23 protein-coding genes are annotated in these 19,348 nt (G+C 66.4%); 10 read left to right on the top strand and 13 right to left on the bottom strand.

The genetic code is table 11. The features are described from left to right. Positions 1-108: 108 nt before the first annotated feature. From recO to uvrC, 3 genes are read right to left on the bottom strand one after another with little or no spacing between them, the layout of a single operon-like run. Entirely contained in the window at positions 109-846 is a 738-nt protein-coding gene (gene recO / locus ACVENA_RS08515; protein WP_257550111.1) for a DNA repair protein RecO, read from the bottom strand. After that, on the bottom strand, positions 834-1,226 hold the full coding sequence (locus ACVENA_RS08510) for a PaaI family thioesterase (RefSeq protein ID WP_257550109.1): 393 nt from the start codon (positions 1,224-1,226) through the stop codon (positions 834-836). Before ACVENA_RS08510 ends, recO begins: the two co-directional genes overlap by 13 nt. A gap of 38 nt (positions 1,227-1,264) precedes the next feature. Then, complete coding sequence (gene uvrC, locus ACVENA_RS08505) at positions 1,265-3,199, bottom strand: excinuclease ABC subunit UvrC (RefSeq protein ID WP_257550107.1); 1,935 nt, start codon at positions 3,197-3,199, stop codon at positions 1,265-1,267. Positions 3,200-3,268: 69 nt separating this feature from the next. On the opposite strand from uvrC, the gene ACVENA_RS08500 reads away from it, so the two are divergent. Continuing rightward, positions 3,269-3,988, top strand: coding sequence for an SDR family oxidoreductase (locus ACVENA_RS08500; protein WP_449328430.1), 720 nt, complete (start codon positions 3,269-3,271; stop codon positions 3,986-3,988). Between the two features lie 255 nt (positions 3,989-4,243). Here ACVENA_RS08500 and ACVENA_RS08495 read toward each other — a convergent pair whose 3' ends face one another. From ACVENA_RS08495 to ACVENA_RS08460, 8 genes are all read right to left on the bottom strand, one after another. Beyond that, positions 4,244-4,777, bottom strand: coding sequence for a F0F1 ATP synthase subunit B family protein (locus ACVENA_RS08495; protein WP_449328429.1), 534 nt, complete (start codon positions 4,775-4,777; stop codon positions 4,244-4,246). Beyond that, positions 4,770-5,267 (bottom strand): F0F1 ATP synthase subunit B family protein, encoded by a 498-nt coding sequence (locus ACVENA_RS08490; RefSeq protein ID WP_449328428.1) that lies wholly within the window; start codon positions 5,265-5,267, stop codon positions 4,770-4,772. Before ACVENA_RS08490 ends, ACVENA_RS08495 begins: the two co-directional genes overlap by 8 nt. A 106-nt stretch (positions 5,268-5,373) precedes the next feature. Further along, a complete protein-coding gene (locus tag ACVENA_RS08485) occupies positions 5,374-5,604 on the bottom strand; it encodes a F0F1 ATP synthase subunit C (RefSeq protein ID WP_067108963.1) in 231 nt (76 codons plus the stop codon). A gap of 39 nt (positions 5,605-5,643) precedes the next feature. Further along, positions 5,644-6,426 (bottom strand): F0F1 ATP synthase subunit A, encoded by a 783-nt coding sequence (locus ACVENA_RS08480; RefSeq protein WP_257550093.1) that lies wholly within the window; start codon positions 6,424-6,426, stop codon positions 5,644-5,646. 54 nt (positions 6,427-6,480) lie between these two features. Continuing rightward, the gene (locus ACVENA_RS08475) at positions 6,481-6,816 is read right to left on the bottom strand and encodes an AtpZ/AtpI family protein (RefSeq protein ID WP_449328427.1); all 336 of its coding nucleotides are present in this window, start codon (positions 6,814-6,816) and stop codon (positions 6,481-6,483) included. 207 nt (positions 6,817-7,023) lie between these two features. Next, on the bottom strand, positions 7,024-7,425 hold the full coding sequence (locus ACVENA_RS08470; protein ID WP_449328426.1) for a YdbL family protein: 402 nt from the start codon (positions 7,423-7,425) through the stop codon (positions 7,024-7,026). Positions 7,426-7,435: 10 nt separating this feature from the next. Further along, positions 7,436-7,597 (bottom strand): YnbE family lipoprotein, encoded by a 162-nt coding sequence (locus ACVENA_RS08465; protein WP_449328425.1) that lies wholly within the window; start codon positions 7,595-7,597, stop codon positions 7,436-7,438. 47 nt (positions 7,598-7,644) lie between these two features. Continuing rightward, positions 7,645-10,800 (bottom strand): intermembrane phospholipid transport protein YdbH family protein, encoded by a 3,156-nt coding sequence (locus tag ACVENA_RS08460; RefSeq protein ID WP_449328424.1) that lies wholly within the window; start codon positions 10,798-10,800, stop codon positions 7,645-7,647. Positions 10,801-11,010: 210 nt separating this feature from the next. Between ACVENA_RS08460 and radC the strand changes: the two genes are divergently transcribed. Beyond that, a complete protein-coding gene (gene radC, locus ACVENA_RS08455; RefSeq protein WP_449328423.1) occupies positions 11,011-11,688 on the top strand; it encodes a RadC family protein in 678 nt (225 codons plus the stop codon). 258 nt (positions 11,689-11,946) lie between these two features. Beyond that, positions 11,947-12,321 (top strand): nucleoside diphosphate kinase regulator, encoded by a 375-nt coding sequence (gene rnk, locus ACVENA_RS08450; RefSeq protein WP_449328422.1) that lies wholly within the window; start codon positions 11,947-11,949, stop codon positions 12,319-12,321. 69 nt (positions 12,322-12,390) lie between these two features. On the opposite strand, the gene ACVENA_RS08445 is transcribed toward rnk, so the two are convergent. After that, positions 12,391-12,864 (bottom strand): calcium-binding protein, encoded by a 474-nt coding sequence (locus ACVENA_RS08445; protein ID WP_449328421.1) that lies wholly within the window; start codon positions 12,862-12,864, stop codon positions 12,391-12,393. Between the two features lie 15 nt (positions 12,865-12,879). Continuing rightward, on the bottom strand, positions 12,880-13,149 hold the full coding sequence (locus tag ACVENA_RS08440; protein WP_449328420.1) for a hypothetical protein: 270 nt from the start codon (positions 13,147-13,149) through the stop codon (positions 12,880-12,882). A gap of 195 nt (positions 13,150-13,344) precedes the next feature. Between ACVENA_RS08440 and purB the strand changes: the two genes are divergently transcribed. The 7 genes from purB (at position 13,345) to accD (ending at position 19,346) form a co-directional block, all read left to right on the top strand. Further along, on the top strand, positions 13,345-14,655 hold the full coding sequence (purB, locus tag ACVENA_RS08435; protein ID WP_449328419.1) for an adenylosuccinate lyase: 1,311 nt from the start codon (positions 13,345-13,347) through the stop codon (positions 14,653-14,655). 82 nt (positions 14,656-14,737) lie between these two features. Further along, entirely contained in the window at positions 14,738-15,082 is a 345-nt protein-coding gene (locus tag ACVENA_RS08430; RefSeq protein ID WP_449328418.1) for a lipopolysaccharide assembly protein LapA domain-containing protein, read from the top strand. Further along, the gene (pyrF, locus tag ACVENA_RS08425) at positions 15,079-15,753 is read left to right on the top strand and encodes an orotidine-5'-phosphate decarboxylase (protein WP_449328417.1); all 675 of its coding nucleotides are present in this window, start codon (positions 15,079-15,081) and stop codon (positions 15,751-15,753) included. Before ACVENA_RS08430 ends, pyrF begins: the two co-directional genes overlap by 4 nt. Before the next feature lie 119 nt (positions 15,754-15,872). After that, positions 15,873-16,502, top strand: coding sequence for a phosphoribosylanthranilate isomerase (locus ACVENA_RS08420; protein WP_449328416.1), 630 nt, complete (start codon positions 15,873-15,875; stop codon positions 16,500-16,502). Next, positions 16,499-17,710: a tryptophan synthase subunit beta gene (trpB, locus tag ACVENA_RS08415; RefSeq protein ID WP_449328415.1), complete on the top strand. Its 1,212-nt coding sequence runs from the start codon at positions 16,499-16,501 to the stop codon at positions 17,708-17,710. The genes ACVENA_RS08420 and trpB overlap by 4 nt, the downstream gene beginning before the upstream one ends. Next, on the top strand, positions 17,707-18,498 hold the full coding sequence (gene trpA, locus ACVENA_RS08410) for a tryptophan synthase subunit alpha (protein WP_449328414.1): 792 nt from the start codon (positions 17,707-17,709) through the stop codon (positions 18,496-18,498). Before trpB ends, trpA begins: the two co-directional genes overlap by 4 nt. Beyond that, the gene (gene accD, locus ACVENA_RS08405) at positions 18,495-19,346 is read left to right on the top strand and encodes an acetyl-CoA carboxylase, carboxyltransferase subunit beta (RefSeq protein ID WP_449328413.1); all 852 of its coding nucleotides are present in this window, start codon (positions 18,495-18,497) and stop codon (positions 19,344-19,346) included. Before trpA ends, accD begins: the two co-directional genes overlap by 4 nt. The last annotated feature ends 2 nt before the right edge of the window (positions 19,347-19,348 follow it).

Raw genomic sequence — 19,348 nt, 5'->3', positions numbered from 1 at the left:
CATCATCTGCCGGTTCCATATAGAGCCTACCGGAGATGGGCTCCCGCCTTCGCGGGAGCACGGGACTTGATACCCAAAGACGCTGCCGCTCTAGACAGCGACCGCGAGTCACGCAACCGCCCTGCCCAGTCGGGTGACCAATCTTTCCCTTACGGTGAGCAAGTCGCGGTTTCGCCCGTCGATGATGTCGCGGTCGAGAAAGTGACCGGTGATCGCCAGCGCGTCGAGGACGTCTTCCGTTGATGGATTGCTATCGTGGCCGCGCAGGAAGGGCGGCAGGCGAAACAATCGCTCTTCATAGCCCGCGGCCGCGCCCGTGCTGACCGCCCCTCCCGACCGGGGGCTGACGAAGGCGAGATCGTCCGCCGCCCCCGTCGCGACGCATTCCTCCAGGTTCAGCCCGAAACCCAGTTCGGCGAGCAGCAGCAATTCGTAGCGCGCCAGCGCCGCGGCCCATTGCCGCGCCGAGGGCGCCACCTCGACCGCGTCGAGGACGGCGGCCAGCGCCACGTACAGCGCGGGATAGGGCTGGCCTTCGGGCAGCGTCGCGGCGGTCAGGCTGGTTACCCAGTCGATCGCCGCCGCCGCCAGCGGTTCGGCGAGCAAGGGGGCGCGGCTCGTCAGCAGTTCGGCCGTCGCACCGCCGAGCTGATCCTCGGTGCGCGCGCGCAGTTCGAGCGCGATTGCATTGCCCGGCATCAGGATCGGCCGCAGCCGCCGCGAGCGCCCGCCGCGCACATAGCCCGCGACGAGCCCCGCCTGCGGCGTCAGTGCGCGCAGGATCGCGCCATGCTCGCCATGCGCCCGCACCGCGCAGACGATCGCCTCGGTGGTCAGGACGGCCAAAGCACCATCTGCGTCTGGGTCACCAGCGCGACGTCGGCGCCCTCCTCGGTGCGGATGCGCGTCTGCCATACCGACAGCCTTTTGCCGATCTTGACCGGGGTTGCTTCGCCGACGAGCACCGATCCGACCGGGCCGCCGCCAAGGAAATTGGTTTTGCTCTCGATCGTCGTCGTGCCGCTCGCGCCCTCGGGCAGCGTCAGAAAGGCGCCAACCGCACCGAGACAGTCGGCAAAGGCCATGATCGCGCCACCGTGGACGATATGGCCCGCGGTGCAGATGTCAGGGCGCACCGGGAGCTTGCCCGCGACACAATCCTTGCTCCCCTCATGGATGGTGACGCCCAATGTTCCGGCCAGCGGCATCATCGCGGTGAAATCCATCTGTCCTCTCCCTTTTGTCCTGTTTTTCCGGCGAACGGTTAGCCGCCCGGATTGTAGAAATCATGCACCGCCTGCGCGACGCCTGCGCTGACGCCCGGCGCCTTCTTCAAATCCTCCAGGCTCGCGCCGCGGATCGCGCGGGCGGTGCCGAAATGCATCAGCAGCGCCTTCTTGCGCGCCGGGCCGATTCCCGGCACCTCGTCGAGGGGCGAGCTTCCCATCGCTTTCGCGCGTTTCTGCCGGTGCGCGCCGATCGCGAAGCGGTGCGCCTCGTCGCGCAGCCGTTGAATGTAGAAGAGCACCGCATTGTTCGTCGGCAAGGTGAATTCGCGACCGTCGGGCAGATAGAAGGTCTCGCGCCCCGCATTGCGGTCGGGCCCTTTCGCGACCCCGACGTAAGGCAGATCGTCGATGCCGAGTTCGGCGAACACCGCCGAAACCGCCGACACCTGCCCCTTGCCGCCGTCGATCAGGACGAGGTCGGGCCATTCGCCCTTGGTCCGCTCGGGGTCTTCTTCCAGCGCGCGCGCGAAACGGCGCTGGAACACCTCGCGCATCATTGCGAAATCGTCGCCCGGCTGGGTCTCGGCGCGCTTGATGTTGAACTTGCGATAGGCGCCCTTGATCCAGCCTTCGGGGCCCGCGACCACCATCGCGCCGAGGGCGTTGGTGCCCTGGATATGGCTGTTGTCGTAGATTTCGATGCGCTGCGGCGCATCCTCCAGATCGAACAGATCGGCGAGTTCGCGGCCGAGCTTTGCCTGGCTGCTGCTTTCGGCGAGCCGCCGGTCGAGTTCCTCGCCCGCGTTGCGCACCGCCTGGTCGAGCAGGCGCTTGCGGTTGCCGCGCTGGGGCACGCTGATCTCGACCTTACGTCCCGCCGTCTCGCCCAGCGCCTCGGCGAGCAGCGCGCTTTCGTCGGGCTCGCGGTCAACGAGGATCAGCTTTGGCGGTGGCACGCCCTCGTAGAATTGCATGAGGAAGCTTGCCATCACCTCCTCCTCGGGCACGCCGGCGACGTGCGCAGGGAAGAAGCTGCGATGCCCCCAATTCTGCCCGCCACGGATGAAGAAACCCGCGATGCAGAGCTGCCCGCCCTTCGCGGCGAGCGCGAACACGTCCGCATCGCCGAGCCCGTCGGCGTGGACCGACTGGCTGCCCTGGATGAAGGTCAGCGCCTTCAGCCGGTCGCGGAGTACTGCGGCCTGTTCGAAATCCATCGCCTCGGCCGCTTTGGTCATCGCGTCGCCGAGGCGCTTCTGGACGGCGGTCGAGCGGCCTTCGAGGAAATCCTGCGCGTCGCTCACCAGCGCGGCATAATCCGCCTTGCCGATACGATCGACGCACGGCGCCGAGCAGCGGCGGATCTGATAGAGCAGGCACGGCCGCGAGCGGTTAGCGAAGAAGCTGTCGGTGCAACTGCGCAGCAGGAAGGTCTTTTGCAGCGCGTTGAGCGTGCGATGCACCGACCCAGCGCTGGCGAACGGCCCGTAATAGCGCCCCTTCGCACGCCGCGCGCCGCGATGCTTTTGCACGCGCGGGAAATCATGGTCCATGCGGAGCAGGATGAAGGGAAAGCTCTTATCGTCGCGCAGCAGGACATTGTATGGCGGACGGTAACGCTTGATGAGCTGTGCCTCAAGCAGCAGCGCCTCGGCCTCGCTCGTCGTGGTGACGATTTCCATCGCGCGCGTCTGCGCGACCATCCGCTGAAGCCGCTGCGGCAGCCGCGCGACCTGCGTGTAATTGGTGACGCGGTTCTTGAGCGCGCGCGCCTTGCCGACATAGAGCACCTCGCCGCGCGCATCGAGCATCCGATAGACGCCGGGGCGCACCGGCAATTTGCGCACGACGCTGCGAATCGCCTCGGCGCCGCGCTCGAGGTCGGGCTTGTCGGCGCCCTCGCCTTCGCCGCGGACCACATAGGTGGCTTTTTCCTCGTTGAATCTGTCGGGGGCGTTGGGGCGAACCATGAATTTGCATGTAGGCGAAGGCGATGCGCCCCGCCATAGTGCGCGCGGGAAAACATCGGAGGGGTCGCTATGGACATAAGCGGAAAGCTGGCGCTGGTCACCGGCGGCAGCGACGGGATCGGGCGTGAGATCGCGCTGCAATTGCAGGGCGCAGGCGCCGAGGTGATCGTCACCGGGCGCTCGGCCGACAAATTGCGGGCGATGGCAGGGCTGGGTTTCGGGACGATCGCGGGCGATCTTTCGACCCCGGCGGGCGTCGACGCGGTCGTGAACGGCGTCGCGGGCAAGCCGCTCGCGCTGCTTGTCAACAATGCCGGGGTCGGCAGCGATTATGAACTCGACCGGCCCGAGACGCTGGAGAGCGCCGCGCATTGCATCCGCACCAATCTCGACGCGCCGATTGCGCTCTGCACCCGGCTGCTGCCGGCACTGCGCGCGCAGCCCGAAGCGGCAATCGTCAACGTCACCTCGGGCCTCGCCATCGCGCCGCGCGCGGGCGGATCGGTCTATTGCGCGACCAAGGCGGGGTTGCGGAGCTATACGCAGGCGATCCGGCATCTGTTGAAGGACAGCAACGTCCGGGTGATCGAAGCGCTGCCGCCGGTGGTCGAAACCGGGATGACGGCGGGCCGTGGCGGCAAGAAGATGAGCGCGCATGATTGCGCGGCGGAGATCGTCCACGGCATCCGCACCGGCCGGCGCGAGGTCAATGCCGGAATGGTCAAGCTGTTGCAGTTCGTGAACAGCATCTCGCCGGCGCTGGCGCGGCGGGTGATGCTGCGGTTTTGAGAGGCGATCAGGCGGCGTTTCGGGCTTCCGCTTTGGGGTGGAGAGCGGACACTCCCCACTTTCGTCATTCCCGCGAAAGTGGGAACCCAGTGTGGGGTTAGCCGACGCACGCTCTGGGTCCCCGCTTTCGCGGGGATGACAAAGTTAGGAGATGCCGGGCGTCCTCAATCGGTCGATAGCCGACATCCCGTCCCGCACACAGCAAAACGCCCGCGGAAATCCGCGGGCGCCTTGTTTCAGCGATGCCGGAAAGGCTCAGCCCTTGGCGACCGCCGCGATGGCGTTGTCGACCAGCGCCTTGTCGGCCTTGGCGTCGTGCTTGTCGGCGATCAGCTTCGCCGCTGCTTCGGTCGCCGCCTTGGTCGCCGCGGTGCGGACTTCGGTCAGCGCCTGGGCTTCGGCCGCGGCGATGCGGTCCTCGGCCATCTGCTTGCGGCGCGCGATCAATGCGGTCGCGTCGGTCTTGGCCTTGGCGACGAGCGCTTCGGCCTCGGTTTCGGCACGCGCGCGCAGTTCTTCGGCTTCCTTCGCCGCGCGGGCGAGCTTGGCTTCATATTCGGCCTTGAGCGATTCGGCGTCGAGGCGAAGCTGTTCGGCCTCGCTGAGCTGCTTCGCGATCGCGGCGATCTTTCCGTCGAGCATCGCGCCGATTGCGGCGGGCGCCCTTTTCCAGATCAGGACGACGAAGAAGATCGTCATCGCCAGCGCGACCCACCAGCTCGGCGACGACCACAGCGCGCCCGCGGGCTCGGCGCCGTGCGCTGCTTCGGACAGGATCAGTTCAACCATGGAGCACCGCCTTCACCGCCGCCTTGGCATCCGCCGCCGCGACCTTCACGCCCGACAGCTTGGCGACGAGATCGGCCGAGGCTTCGGCCGCGACCGATTCGATTTCCGCCATCACCGACTTGCGCGCCGCCGCGACGTCGGCCTCGGCGGCCGTCATCTTGTCGGACAGTTCGGCGTCGATCTTGGCGAGACGCTTTTCGGCGTCACGCGCGGCCTTGTCCTTTGCGTCCTGCACCGCCTTTTGCGCCCCGGCGCGCGCGGCGTCGTTCTGCTGGCGATACTGGCTTTCCAGATCATCCGCCCGCGCATGCGCCGCCTTGGCGGCAGCGAGGTCGTCGGCGACCTTGCGGTCGCGCGCATCGACCGTGGCCTCGATCTTCGGATACATGCCGAGACCGATCACCACGAAGACCGCGCCGAAAATCAGCGCGAGCCAGAAGAGCTGCGAGGCGAGATACCAGTTCTCCGCCAGCTGATTGATCTGTGGCATGTTGTTTCTTCCGATTGACGACGAAACCGGTGCGCCATCCCTGCTGGAAAGGCGCATCGCATAAGCCGCCGCGCGTCCGGCTGAACCGGACGGCGCGGCGCCGGTGTCAGGCCGCCTTCAGATAGAGGAGGATGGCGATCAGGAACGACAGCAGGCCGAGAAGTTCGGCGGCGGCGAAGCCGATGAACAGGCGGCCCTGCTGGCCGTCAGCGGCCGCCGGATTGCGCAGCGCGCTTTCCAGGAAGCTGCCGAAGACATTGCCCACGCCGATGGCGGCCATGCCGGCGCCGATCGCGGCGAGACCGGCACCGATGAGCGTCGCTGCTTGTGCGTCCATGAAATTAACTCCTTATTCTAACTATAGGATTTGAAACGATTAGTGAAGGTTGACCGCGTCGTTGATGTAGAGCGAGGTCAACAGGGCGAAAACATAGGCCTGGATGCCCGCGACGAGCAGTTCGAGCGCGCTGATCCCGATCATCAGCGCCATGCTGGCGAGGCCGACCGGCAGGCCGATCGCGGCGCCGGCGCCCGAGCTCTGGACAATGAAGTTGGCGAACACTTCGAGCAGCACGTGCCCCGCGGTCATCGCGACGAACAGTCGCAGGCCGAGGCTGAACGGGCGCACCATGAACGACACGAACTCGATCGGCGCGATGAACGGGATCATCGGCCACGGCGTACCGTGCGGGACGAAGAGCGAGAAGAAATGCAGGCCGTGACGCCAGAAGCCGACGACGAGCACGATCGCGAACGACAGAACCGCAAGCACGCCGGTGATGGTGAAATGGCTGGTGACGGTCAGCGGATGCAGCCCGCCGAGCGCAAAAGGCACCATTCCCAGAATGTTGCAGAACAATATGAACATGAAGAGCGAGAAGACATAGGGCGTATATTTGCGCCCTTCGGACCCGATGTTCGTCGACATCATCGACGAGATGAAGCCCGTGAAGCCTTCGACCGCCATCTGCCAACGGCCCGGAACGAGCTGCCGCTTCATGCCGCCGAGCATGAAGACCCAGAGGAGGATCGCCGCAGCGGCCATCCAGACTGCGCTGGTGGTCAGCCACACTTCGCGTCCGTCGACCGCGAACAGCTTCGCGATCGGTTCGACGGTGAACTGGTGCATCGGGTCGAATTTACCGGCCTCAGCGGACACGCGCGTCACTCCAAAATACGTCCCGGCGCCTTGCGCCGCCGGGCTGAACCTGACCTATTCCGAACCGTTCTTGCCGCGCGAGGCCGCATTGGCGATCCGGAAGATGTTCCTGAAGGCGACGATGATCCCGAGGGCCAACATCCCCAACAAACCCCAAGGCGAAGTATCGGCGAAGCGGTCGATCAGCCATCCGATCAACGCCCCGCCGAGCAAACCACCCAGCAATTCGGCCAATACCCGGTTGCCGAGCCGGTAATTGGCGTCGGCTTCGGGTGGATTGACCCCGCTCCGCTTCGCTTCTGCGGCTTCGGCCCGGTCCAATCGCTGTTCGAGCGAGACCAGGCGCGAATCCTCCGAAGTGTGTTCCGGATCGCTGCCATTCTCCGTCATCTTGCGCCATCCTCCTGAAACAAAACCGGAATATTCCGATTCCGCCCGCGAAAAAAGGCCCGAAAATTCGGGAGACCCCTAAGGCGCGGCCCGTTTAGGAATGCCGCCCCGCGAAGTCAATGCTTCTGCTGCCCCGCACAAAAATGCCGCCGCGTTTAGGGGCGCGGCGGCATGTGCGGCCCGGAAGCCGCCTTGTAGATCGTCTCGTTACGGGCAGCGCGTATCGCGCACCGGCGGGCTCGCGTCGCGGGTCAGCCAGCGGCCGTCGGGCGCCTTGTACTTCTCGCCCGGCTTCGTCTTGGCGATCAGGTTGCAGCCGGTGACGAAAGCGAACTGCTCGACCGTGCTGCCCTGCGGCGCGCCGCTGGTGTAAGCGGCCTTGCGCTTGATGTTGATGTCGGTGACGAGCTGACGCACCGCCGGGGTCGGGGTCGAGACGAAACCCAGATAGCCGGTGGGCTCCTCGCCGATCTGTCCGGCCGAGCGCGCGGCTTCATAGGCGGGATCGCGCTGCGCCATCGCCGAGGGCACGATCAGACCGACCGCTGCCGTCGCCGTAATTGCGGCCATCGCCCATCCTGCCGGTTTCCACTGTTTCACCATCATCATTCCTATCTCGTCAGAATATGCCGCTATTCTGCTCTATGAGCTTCTTGGCATCACCATCCAGCTTGTAAACGATTTCCTGCTTGATGTTGATGTTCAGGTTGATCTCGATCGGTTTGTCGGGGGTCGCGATCTGGACGCAGCCGCCCAGCATGACCGCTCCCACCATGATCATGCATCGATCGCCGATACCCGGCCTCCTTGCTTCCTTTGTTCTGCTCTTCATCGCACGGGCTCGCTTTCTGGGGGCTGAACGGTTGGAGAGGCGCCGGATGTCGCCGCCTCCTGCTCTTCTATCAATCTCGACAAATTCTGCTCGATCCAGACCGACGGGTCATAAAAGCCCTTGGCCGATGTTACCAACTGGCGGAAGGGCCCGGTGACCTTTATATTGAACACCAGCGGGATCTTCGCGATCTGATTGGTCAGGAAATTGCGCGTTGCGCCCTCGCCCTGCCCCACGCCGCCGAAGCGGATATCGGTCACCATTTCCCCGTCGAGATCCCCGTTCAGGATGATCGTCAAATCGTCATATTTGAGGCTGCGCAGCGCACCAAAGGCAAAATTGGCAATCGTGCCGAGGTTGTGATTCGACAATTCGCCGACATAGGCGATCGTGCCGCCGCCCGAGCGCGCATCGATGCGGCCGCCGACGACGCGGCCGCCGAGCCCGTCGAACTCGACCGGGAGCGTTCCATCGAATTTGCCGGTGGCGTTGATATTGTCGAAGCCGAACTGCTGGAGGAAGGTGGCGGCATCGACCCCGACGACATCGAAGCTGAGCCGGCGCGGCTGGTCGGCGGCGAAATCGAGCGTCGCGGGGTGTAGCAGCAGCTCGCCGCCCGCAAAGGGCCAGCGCCCGCCCTCGATGCGGACGCGGTTGCCACCGATGAGCTGATAATCGATCGTGCCATCGACGACGGGGATGCCGGGGTTGATCTCCTTGATCGACGCTTTCTGCCCCGGCGCCGAGTGCAGGCCGATCAGATCGTCGAAGGTCAGCGTCGCGGTCAGCCCGGTGACCGGGCCGAACGCGGCGGCAAGATCGGTATTGGCGGTCGCGAAGGTTCCGCGGCTCTTGACGCCGCCGGGTGTCCAGTCGATCCGACCATCGCCGACCACCGTTCCCTGAACATTGGCGACGACGCCGAGCGCCAGCGGGGTCAGCGTGGAGGGCTGGAAGTGATCGTCGAAGCGGATTTCCTTGACGATCAGGTCGGCGCCGCCGGTGCCGTCGCCGAGCTGGTGGCGGATCACCGTGTCGAGTATCTTGACCCCCTTCTCGCGCTCGCTGAAGCCAGCCGTCGCCTCAATCGTGCCGTTTACGAAGCGCAAGCTTGCGTTCTTGCTGATCAGCGGCGCGAAGCGCGCCGGCGCCGCCGCGTCGGTCAGCAGCAGGCCGCCGTCGAGCGTCAGTGCGCCGCCCGCATAGCGCCAGCGGCCCGCGATCTCGCTCATGTTGAGCGGGACCGCGCCGATCTTGCCGCTGGCGCCGGCGAGATCGCCCGTCATGCCGCCCGCCCCGGGCCGGCCCGTGATCCGATCGGCGGCGAAGCGGGTGACGTTGTCGCCCTCGCCAAGCCGGACGTCGGCGAGCGCCAGCGCCCAGCGCTGCGACGCAAGGTCGACTTCGGCGTCGCGCGCATCGAAGGCGAAGGGCGACGAACCGCTCGCGCCGCGTAGCGCGAGCGACGGAATACGGATCGCTCCGCGCAGCCCCCCGGGACCAACGCTGAGCAGCGGCGCCCCGGGGCGGCTGCACAGATCAATGCCGGCGCGGCCGAGCCTGAAGCCCGAAATCGCGATCCGCTCGGCGCCGACGCGGGTGCAGCCGCCATCGAGCGCCAGCGCGCCCGTGGCCGACAGCGCGCCGCTCAACGGCACGGTCAGCCGCTCGATGCGCCCGCCCGCCAGCGGTCCCGACAGTTCGGCGCGCGTCGAGAAGCGCAGCAGGCCGCCATTGCCCGAAAAGCGGATCGGCGCGAGCGCGAGCCGCGAACCCTCCGCGCTATAAGGTTCGAAGCGCGCGGTCCCGCTGATCACGCCGTCGCTGCGGCGATCGAGCGACAGCGATCCCGTGGGCAGGTCGCCGCCGCCGAAGGTCCAGCTTCCCAGCATCGTGACCGCGGGTGTCGGCGTTCCGAAGATATAGGCGATGCGGCTGTCGGAGCCGCCGTTAATGCGCGCGCCGCTGGTGGCGGCGATTTCGGGCGCGATCAGTTCGATCCGCGCGCTCTGTCCCTCACCCGCGAGCGCGAAGCGCGTGGTGCCGCCGACATCGGCAAGCATTCGGGCGAGCGCCGCCGCGGCGCGCTTCGCCGGCGGGCCGAGCGGCGTGCCGTCGGCGGCTTTCGCGCCGTCGACGATCGTGCGCCGCAGCGCTTCGCTGCCGCTCGCACGGGCGAAAGCGATGCGGCCTTCGATCGCGGGTGCCGCGCGTCCGACCGTGCCCTTGGCGTCGAGGGTCACGCTTTGCGCGGCAAAGCCGGTGCCGCGCAGCCGCGCCATCTCGGCATCGACTGAGAGGGTCGTGCGTTCGGCGGTGCCCGAAAAACCGGCTTTCACGCCGAGCCGGTCGGCGATCACCGATCCTGCCGCCAGCCGGGAGAGCGCGGCATCGGCGCTGCCTTTCCAGCTTTGCAGATTCTCCGATAGCGATAGGTCGAGCGCGATTTGCGGCGATACCGCCGTGACGTTGCCGTCTGCGCAACTGAGCGTTTTCGCGCGCAAGGGGCCCGATAGGCTGGGCCGCACATCGCGCACGCGCACGGCGCCATAGAAGGTCGTGCCCGCGACCTCGCACCCCGCCGCGACGAAGTCCGGCGCAACAAGGGCCAGCTTCCCCGTGAAATCGCGGCGGAGGTTGCCGCGCCCGTTCAGCGCCGCACCAATATTGCCCCACGGTGTCTCGACCCGGGCCCGCGCATCGGTGAGTTCGGCGAACAGGTCGGGCAAGGCGAAGGGCGTCGTGTCGGTCGGATCGCGAAACTTGTCGAGCGAGCCAAGCGATATCTGTCCGTCGACGAACCGACCGTAGAGTCGCACCCCATCGGCGCGGATCCCCGCCACATAGGGGCCCGAAAAGCCATAGCCGAGCGAGACCTCGACCGTTTTCGCGGTCAGATCGGGCCGCGCCGGGTCGCCGATGACAAGGTTCGACAGGCGCTCGCGCCGAAAGCCGATCGCGTCGATCGTATAGCGCGCCGGAATGCCGCGATCGTCGAGTTGGTCGCGAATGACCCGATCGGCGATCGGCTCGCGCGCGAGCCACAGCACGCCTGCAAGCGCGATGACCGCGCCCGCGGTCAGCCAGCGCTTCTTGAACAGGATCGTCCGCTTGTGCGGCCTGAGTGGCGGGTTGTCGTCCGCATCAGCCATAAGCGCGCCGTGCGGATCGAGACGGGAAAGGCAAAGCGGCCGATGACGTCATGACGCTGATATTCGTTCCTCATGCGCCCCGGCGGGCTGACCCTGTTCCGACAAATAACGCCGAATTGGCGCATTTGGCTCCGGAAATAAGGACGTTGCCATAGGCAGCGAACCTTATGGCCGTTGAGTGCGCCCCACAAGCTGGTTATGCCGACATCGATGGGGGATGCGCCAGATCATGCGGGACATCGCGCGCGGCTGCGGACGCGGCTGCTCGGCGAGCCCGAAAGCATGGCCGATTACGAGCTGGTCGAATATCTGCTCGCGCTTGCGATCCCGCGCCGCGATACCAAGCCGCTGGCGAAGGCGCTGCTCCGCGAATTCGGCTCGCTCGCGCAATTGATCAGCGCCGATCCCGATGTGCTGCGGCGCGTCGATGGCATGGGCGACAGCGCGGTCGCGGCGCTGAAGATCGTGCAGGCGTCCAGCCTGCGGATGCTGAAGGGCGCGCTCAGCGACAAGCCGCTGCTGTCGAGCTGGGATGCACTGCTCGACTGGCTGCGCGCCGACATGGGGCCGATCGATATCGAGCGGGTGCGCGTCCTCTACCTCAACTCGCGCAACATGCTGATCCGCGACGAAGTCGCGAGCGAGGGATCGATCGACCAGTCGGCGATCTATGTCCGCGAGGTCGTGAAGCGCGCGCTCGAACTCGGCGCGGCGGCGATCATCCTCGTCCATAATCATCCGAGCGGAAACGCCGAGCCGAGCCGCCAGGACATCGCGATCACCCGTGATATCGCGGAAGCGGCCGGAAAGCTCGGCATCGTCCTTCACGACCATATCATCGTCGGCGGCTCCGATTATCGCAGCCTGCGCGCGATGGGCCTTATCTGATCCGGCTTTACTTACCGGGGCGGGTGCGACATCATCGGCGGATGCAGAATCGGCACCGCCATCTTCGATTCCGTTTTCACGGGGGTCAGCTTCTCGCGGGCATATAGCCCCGGGTTCCGGTGCGTCGCGCCCCGAGACCCGGGGCGAAATTCAATTTTATCGGGTGTAGCAGCGCGCGGCGCTCCCACCCCTCCCCCTTTGTGGAAAGCCTGCACCATGACGACCCAAAGTAAGCCGCGCCGGCGGCCCTCCATCCATATGATCGATACCGAAGCCGATGCCCTGGCAGACCTGGCCGTCAGCGTCGAAAAGCGCATGCCCCAGGTCAGCACGCTACTCAGCGATGAGATCGCGCGCGCGACGGTCCATAGCGCTAAGACCATGCCGCGCGACGTCGTCACCATGTCGAGCCAGGTCGAATTCGTCGATGAGGCCAGTGGCGAAACCCGGACGGTCCAGCTCGTCTATCCGCATGAGGCCGACATTGCGGCGGGCCGGGTCTCGATCCTCACCCCCGTCGGCGCCGGTCTGATCGGATTGCGGCAGGGGCAGTCGATCCGCTGGCCCGACCGCGACGGACACGAGCGTACCTTGTCGGTCGTCGGCGTCGTCCAGCCCGCAACCGCCGGTTGAACCAGTCATAGCAATACGGCCGCCGGATCGCTCCAGCGGCCGTATCGTGCGCCGCGTGACGGGCCTTTATCAGGCGCCGCGGGTCAGGAAGCCGGTAAGCTCTTCCTTGCTGACCGCGCCCGACTTGTCGGCGTCGGCTGCCGTCCACGCCTGTCCGATCCAGGTTTTGACCTGTTCCGATTCGGGGTCGATCGACGGTTCGGTCGCCGTGCGCAGCTTCTTCATCCAGGCCGCGAATTCTTCCTGGTTGAGGTCGTTGCTCTTGTCCGCGTCATAGGATGCGAACTCGCTGTTCACGATCTGCGCGATCTGCGCCGGGGTCGCGGCCGTGCCCGAGGGGGCGGGCTGCGCCGTCGCGTCGCCAGCAGGCGGCGCACTTTCGGGCGGCGGACTCTCCGGCGCGGGTGCCGGGGTCGGCGTAGTAGTCGACGGGTCCGGCTGTTCGGTCGGCGGCGGCGCCGCAGGATCGGCAGGCGGGGTCTCCTGCGCGAAAGCGGGCATGCTTACGGCGGCAGCGCCGATGATAAGCATATGCTTCAACATGATGAAATCTCCTGTTTACTGCGGCGGCGAATCGGGTTCGGGGGCAGGCTCATCCTGCTTGTCCGAATCCGGATCCTGCGTCGGCGTGGTCGTGCTGTCGGGGGCGGGCTGCGCCTTTTCGGTATCCGCTTTCTGGTCGGGTTCCGGGGCGGGATCGGTCGTCGTGGTCGGTTCCGCCGGGGGTTCCGACTGGGTCGGCGCCGGCTGATCGCCGGCGGGTTCCGTTTGCGCAAGGGCGGGGAAGCTGACAGCGGCGGCACCGATCAAAAGCACATATTTAAGCATCACTTCACTCCTGTTGCGGCGGGACCGGTCCGGACCTGCCGACTTTTCCAAAGGGGCAAGAAAGCAACCCACCCGATTTGCCGAAAGTTGCGGACGGCGGGCGATTGGCGAAACCGCCCGTCCCTGCTAGGGGGCGCCCCATCGCGTTTCCGAACGGATTCTGCGATGTCGCCCCAAAATTGAAAAGGAAATCCGATGGTTCCCCGTTATGCCCGACCGGAAATGACCGCGATCTGGTCACCGGAGAATCGGTTCCGCATCTGGTTCGAGATCGAGGCGCACGCGACCGATGCGCTCGCCGAACTGGGCGTCGTCCCGCAATCGGCCGCGAAGGCGCTGTGGGACTGGTGGGCGACGGGTCCCGCGATCGACGTCGCGGCGATCGACGCGATCGAGGCGGTGACCAAGCATGACGTCATCGCCTTCCTGACCTGGGTTGCCGAAAACGTCGGCGACGAGGCGCGCTTCATGCATCAGGGCATGACCAGTTCGGACGTGCTCGACACATGCCTTGCGGTACAACTCAGCGAGGCGGCCGACATATTGCTCGCCGACCTCGACGCACTGCTCGAAGCGATCAAGCGCCGCGCTTACGAGCATAAGCTGACCCCGACGATCGGTCGCAGCCACGGCATCCATGCCGAACCCGTCACCTTCGGGTTGAAGCTGGCCGAGGCCTATGCCGAATTTTCGCGCTGCAAGCTTCGCCTTCAGGCCGCGCGCGCAGAGATCGCGACCTGCGCGATTTCGGGCGCGGTCGGCACCTTCGCCAATATCGACCCGCGGGTCGAGGCGCATGTCGCCGCGAAGCTCGGCCTGACCGTCGAGCCGGTGTCGACGCAGGTCATCCCGCGCGACCGGCACGCGATGTTCTTTGCGGTGCTGGGCGTCGTCGCTTCGTCGATCGAGCGGCTTTCGGTCGAGGTCCGCCACCTCCAGCGCACCGAGGTGCTGGAGGCCGAGGAATATTTCTCCCCCGGCCAAAAGGGCTCGTCGGCGATGCCGCACAAGCGCAATCCGGTGCTGACCGAGAATCTGACCGGCCTCGCGCGCATGGTGCGCAGCGCCGTCACCCCGGCGCTGGAAAATGTCGCGCTGTGGCACGAACGCGACATCAGCCACTCGTCGGTCGAGCGCTTCATCGGCCCCGACGCGACGATCACGCTCGATTTCGCGCTCGCGCGGCTGACCGGCGTCGTCGACAAGCTGCTCGTCTATCCCGAACGGATGCAGAAGAATCTCGACCGCATGGGCGGGCTCGTCCATTCGCAGCGCGTGCTGCTCGCCCTGACGCAGGCGGGCGCGAGCCGCGAGGACAGCTATGCGCTCGTTCAGCGCAACGCGATGAAAGTGTGGGAGAGCGACGGAACGCTGTCGCTGCTCGATCTGCTCAAGAATGATACCGACGTCGCCGCGAAGCTGTCGCCCGACGAGCTGACCGCGCTGTTCGACCTCGGCTATCATATGAAGCATGTCGACACGATCTTCGACCGGGTGTTCGGCTGACGCCGCTCATCCCGGCTAAGGGCTGGAAACCCGCGACATTCTGGCATAGGGTCGTCCAAAGCCCAACGGAGGAGCAAGCCAAGTGGGAATCCTGCGGACGATCATCTGGGTCTTGCTGACCGCCGTGCTGGTCATCTTCGCGATGGCGAACTGGCGCGTCGTGACCGTGACCATCTGGCCCGGCTGGGAGGCCGAGACCAAATTGCCGCTCGTCATCCTCGCCTCCTTCCTGATCGGCGCGGTGCCGATGTGGGTGGCGTTGCGCACGACGCGCTGGTCGCTGAAGCGCCGCCTCGACGGCAGCGAGCGGCAGCTTGCCGACATGCGCGCGCTCGCCAATCGCCCGGTCGAACCCGCTCCTGCTGCGGCGCCGGTGAACGACGTTCCCCCCGCCCCCACCGACCTCTTCCCGACGGACAAGCCATGACATCGCCCATCTATCTCGCCATCGACACTCCGCACCTCGACGCCGCGCTGACGCTGGCACAGAAGGTGCGGCATCATGTCGGCGGACTGAAGCTCGGCCTCGAATTCTTCTGCGCCAACGGTCATCATGGGGTGCACGAGATGGCGAAGTTCGGCCTGCCGATCTTCCTCGACCTCAAGCTGCACGACATTCCCAACACCGTCGCCAAGGCGATTCAGGCGCTGCGCCCGCTCGAACCCGCGATCCTGACCATTCACACCGCAGGCGGCCGCGCGATGATGGAAGAAGCGAAGGCGGCGGCGGGAACCGCCACCAAGGTCATCGGCGTCACCGTGCTGACCAGCCTCGACGCGCCCGATTTGGGCGACATCGGCGTCGGCGGTAATCCGCACGACCAGGTCGTTCGCCTCGCGGAACTCGCGCGCGAATCCGGGCTCGACGGCATCGTCTGCTCGGGGCAGGAAGTGAAAGCGGCGCGCAAGGCATGGCCGGGCGGCTTCTTTGTCGTCCCCGGCGTCCGCCCCGCGAACGGCAAGCTGGGCGACCAGAAGCGCGTCGTCACCCCGGCGCAGGCGATGACCGACGGCGCCTCGATCCTCGTCGTCGGCCGCCCGATCAGCCAGTCGACCGACCCCGACCGCGCCGCGCGCGAGATCGAGGCGACGCTTTAGAAACTTCTCTCCATTCCCGTTCGTGTCGAGCGAAGTCGAGACACCCATCGGAACAGCACAAGGTCGAGGGGCATCTCGACTTCGCTCGATGCGAACGGAGCAATGAGATCCGGAAAAATATGCCCCCATTCGTCAAAATCTGCGGCCTCTCGACCCCGGAAACGCTCGACGCCGCGATCCGTCTCGGCGTGACGCATGTCGGCCTTGTCCATTATGAGCCCAGCCCGCGCCACGTCGACCTGAAGACCGCGGCCGAACTGCGTCAGCGCGCAGAGGGGCGGGTCAAGGTCGCGCTGTTGCTCGTCAATGCCTCGCAGCAACTCACCGGCGAGGCGCTGGGACAGGTGCGCCCCGACATCGTCCAGTTTCACGGCAATGAGACGCCCGAATGGCTCGCGGCGGTCAAACGCCTGCTTCCCGTCGAAGTGTGGAAAGCGGTTGGGCTCGCCGACGCCGGGACGCTCGAACGCGTCCGCAAATACGACGGCGCCGCCGACCGCATCCTGTTCGACGCGCCCGCCGCGGCGCTGCCCGGCGGTACCGGCGCGCGCTTCGACTGGTCGTTGCTCAAAAATCATCGCCACACGATCGACTGGGGCGTCGCGGGCGGGCTGACCCCGGCCAATGTCGCGCAGGCGATCGCCGAGACCGGCGCGCCGCTCGTCGACGTCTCCTCGGGCGTCGAAAGCGCGCCGGGCGTCAAGGATGTGGACAAGATGGCGGCTTTCCTTAAAGCGGCGGGACGATGACCGACCTATCCAACAGCCTCCGCACCCAGCCAGACGCGCGCGGCCATTTCGGCGCGTTCGGCGGCCGCTATGTCGCCGAAACGCTGATGCCGCTGATCCTCGACCTCGAACGCCATTATCGCGCCGCGCAGGCCGACCCGGCGTTCAGGGCCGAGTTCGACTATCTGCTCAAACATTATGTCGGCCGCCCCAGCCCGCTGTGGTTCGCCGAGCGGCTGACGGCCGATCTCGGCGGCGCGAAGATTTATCTCAAGCGCGAGGACCTCAATCACACCGGCGCGCACAAGATCAACAATTGCATCGGCCAGATCCTGCTCGCGAAGCGGATGGGCAAGACGAGGATCATCGCCGAGACCGGCGCGGGCCAGCACGGCGTCGCGACCGCGACCGTCGCGGCGCTGTTCGGCCTGCCCTGCACCATCTTCATGGGCGCGGTCGACGTCGCGCGGCAGCAGCCGAACGTGTTCCGCATGAAGCTGCTCGGCGCCGAGGTGGTCGCGGTCGAGAGCGGCGCGAAGACGCTGAAGGACGCGATGAATGAGGCGCTGCGCCACTGGGTCGCCAACGTCCACGACACCTTCTACATCATCGGCACCGTCGCGGGGCCGCACCCCTATCCCGAACTCGTCCGCGACTTCCAGTCGGTGATCGGCAACGAAGCGCGCGAACAGATATTCGAAGCCGAGGGCCGTCTGCCCGACATGCTGATCGCGCCGGTCGGCGGCGGGTCGAACGCGATCGGCCTTTTCCACCCCTTCCTCGACGATCCCGAGGTGGAGATCGTCGGCGTCGAGGCGGCGGGCGAAGGCCTCGACGGCAAGCACGCCGCGAGCCTCGCGGGCGGGCGCCCCGGCATCCTCCACGGCAACAAAACCTATCTCTTGCAGGACGAAGACGGCCAGATCACCGAGGCGCACAGCATTTCGGCGGGGCTCGACTATCCGGGCATCGGGCCGGAACATAGCTGGCTGCACGAGGTCGGTCGCGTTCGCTACGAACCCGTCACCGATGACGAGGCGCTGGCGAGCTTCCAGAAACTGACGAAGCTGGAGGGGATTATTCCGGCGCTCGAATCTGCCCATGCCATCGCCGCTGCCGAACGCATCGCGCCGACGCTGGACAAGGACAAGATCATCATCGTCAACTGCTCGGGCCGGGGCGATAAGGACATCTTCACCGTCGCCGACGCACTGGGGGTGAAACTGTGACCCGCTTCGCCGCCACCTTCGCGAAGCCGCGCCCCGCGCTCGTCGCCTTCATCACTGCGGGCGACGGCGATACCGCCGCGAACCTCGACGCGCTCGTCGCGGGCGGGGCCGATGTGATCGAGCTTGGAATGCCCTTCACCGACCCGATGGCCGATGGGCCCGCGATCCAGGCCGCGAATCTGCGCAGCCTCGCCAAGGGCACGACGACTGCCGACATCTTCGCCATCGCCGCTGCGTTCCGCGCGCGCCATCCCGACACGCCGCTCGTGCTGATGGGCTATGCCAATCCGATGACGATCCGCGGCGCCGACTGGTTCGCCGCCGAATGCGCGAAGGCGGGCGTCGACGGCGTCATCTGCGTCGATATTCCGTCGGAGGAGGACGCCGAACTCGGCCCTGCGCTCCGCGCCGCGGGGGTCAACCTGATCCGGCTCGCCACCCCGACCACCGATGCGGCGCGCCTGCCCGACGTGCTGAATGGCGCAGGCGGTTTCCTCTATTATGTCTCGGTCGCCGGGATCACCGGGCTGCAGCAGGCGGCGCAGGCGAGCATCGAGGATGCCGTGGCGCGGCTCAAGGCTGCGACCGATCTGCCCGTCGCGGTCGGCTTCGGCGTCCGCACACCCGAGCAGGCGGCTGCCATCGCGCGGGTCGCTGACGGCGTCGTCGTCGGTTCGGCCTTCATCGACATCATCGCCGAACATGGCGACGGCGCCGCACCGCACGTCGAAGCCTTCACCCGCACCCTCGCCGATGCTATTCACGGCGCAAAGGAGATCGCCGCATGAGCTGGCTCGACCGCGTCCGCAACGCCCTGCCCTTCACCGCCAAGCGCGATACCGCCGACAATCTCTGGCACAAATGCCGCCAGTGCCAGCAGATGGTGTTCGTCAAGGAGTGGGAGGACAATCTCAACGTCTGCCCGCGCTGCGACCATCACGACCGCATCGGCGCCAAGGAACGCTTCGCGCAGCTTTTCGACGGCGGCGTCCACGAGCTTATCGCCTCGCCGCCGGCGCCCGAGGACCCGCTGAAGTTCCGCGACACCAAGAAATATGTCGATCGCATCAAGGCGGCGCGCGCGCAGACCGGCGACCGCGATGCCTATCAGAATGCGTTCGGCCGCATTTCGGGCCAGGGCGCGGTGATCGGCGTGCAGGATTTCGCCTTCATGGGCGGGTCGATGGGCGTCGCGGTGGGCGAGGCCTTCGTCACCGGGGTCGAGCAGGCGATCAAGCGCGGCGTCCCCTATATCGCGATCACCGCCGCAGGCGGCGCGCGGATGCAGGAAGGCACGCTGTCGCTGATGCAAATGCCGCGCGCGACCGTCGCGCTTCAGCGTCTACGCCGCGCGGGCCTTCCTTATGTGGTGCTGCTCACCGATCCGACAACAGGCGGCGTCACCGCGAGCTATGCGATGCTCGGCGACGTCCAGATCAGCGAGCCCAAGGCGCTGATCGGCTTTGCGGGCCAGCGCGTGATCGAGAACACGATCCGCGAGAAATTGCCCGAAGGCTTCCAGCGCGCCGAATATCTGCTCGATCACGGGATGATCGACATGGTGGTGCACCGCAAGCAGTTGCCTGAGACGCTGGGTCGCCTGATCGGTTATCTGGCACCGGAAAAGGCGGCGTAGTC

Source organism: Sphingopyxis sp. 550A (assembly GCF_053569535.1).
The sequence above is the reverse complement of the archived record's forward strand: the minus strand, read 5'-3'. Positions and strand labels throughout refer to the sequence as shown.

What these genes read in the sequence shown, in the direction of transcription:
- ACVENA_RS08445 (WP_449328421.1), bottom strand. Translation starts at nt 12,864, where the DNA reads ATGTTGAAGCATATGCTTATCATCGGCGCTGCCGCCGTAAGCATGCCC.
- ACVENA_RS08485 (WP_067108963.1), bottom strand. Translation starts at nt 5,604, where the DNA reads ATGGACGCACAAGCAGCGACGCTCATCGGTGCCGGTCTCGCCGCGATC.
- trpB (WP_449328415.1), top strand. Translation starts at nt 16,499, where the DNA reads ATGACCGACCTATCCAACAGCCTCCGCACCCAGCCAGACGCGCGCGGC.
- accD (WP_449328413.1), top strand. Translation starts at nt 18,495, where the DNA reads ATGAGCTGGCTCGACCGCGTCCGCAACGCCCTGCCCTTCACCGCCAAG.
- pyrF (WP_449328417.1), top strand. Translation starts at nt 15,079, where the DNA reads ATGACATCGCCCATCTATCTCGCCATCGACACTCCGCACCTCGACGCC.
- uvrC (WP_257550107.1), bottom strand. Translation starts at nt 3,199, where the DNA reads ATGGTTCGCCCCAACGCCCCCGACAGATTCAACGAGGAAAAAGCCACC.
- ACVENA_RS08495 (WP_449328429.1), bottom strand. Translation starts at nt 4,777, where the DNA reads ATGGTTGAACTGATCCTGTCCGAAGCAGCGCACGGCGCCGAGCCCGCG.
- purB (WP_449328419.1), top strand. Translation starts at nt 13,345, where the DNA reads ATGGTTCCCCGTTATGCCCGACCGGAAATGACCGCGATCTGGTCACCG.
- radC (WP_449328423.1), top strand. Translation starts at nt 11,011, where the DNA reads ATGGGGGATGCGCCAGATCATGCGGGACATCGCGCGCGGCTGCGGACG.
- ACVENA_RS08475 (WP_449328427.1), bottom strand. Translation starts at nt 6,816, where the DNA reads ATGACGGAGAATGGCAGCGATCCGGAACACACTTCGGAGGATTCGCGC.
- rnk (WP_449328422.1), top strand. Translation starts at nt 11,947, where the DNA reads ATGATCGATACCGAAGCCGATGCCCTGGCAGACCTGGCCGTCAGCGTC.
- ACVENA_RS08420 (WP_449328416.1), top strand. Translation starts at nt 15,873, where the DNA reads ATGCCCCCATTCGTCAAAATCTGCGGCCTCTCGACCCCGGAAACGCTC.
- ACVENA_RS08440 (WP_449328420.1), bottom strand. Translation starts at nt 13,149, where the DNA reads ATGCTTAAATATGTGCTTTTGATCGGTGCCGCCGCTGTCAGCTTCCCC.
- ACVENA_RS08465 (WP_449328425.1), bottom strand. Translation starts at nt 7,597, where the DNA reads ATGATCATGGTGGGAGCGGTCATGCTGGGCGGCTGCGTCCAGATCGCG.
- ACVENA_RS08470 (WP_449328426.1), bottom strand. Translation starts at nt 7,425, where the DNA reads ATGATGATGGTGAAACAGTGGAAACCGGCAGGATGGGCGATGGCCGCA.
- ACVENA_RS08460 (WP_449328424.1), bottom strand. Translation starts at nt 10,800, where the DNA reads ATGGCTGATGCGGACGACAACCCGCCACTCAGGCCGCACAAGCGGACG.
- ACVENA_RS08490 (WP_449328428.1), bottom strand. Translation starts at nt 5,267, where the DNA reads ATGCCACAGATCAATCAGCTGGCGGAGAACTGGTATCTCGCCTCGCAG.
- ACVENA_RS08500 (WP_449328430.1), top strand. Translation starts at nt 3,269, where the DNA reads ATGGACATAAGCGGAAAGCTGGCGCTGGTCACCGGCGGCAGCGACGGG.
- ACVENA_RS08510 (WP_257550109.1), bottom strand. Translation starts at nt 1,226, where the DNA reads ATGGATTTCACCGCGATGATGCCGCTGGCCGGAACATTGGGCGTCACC.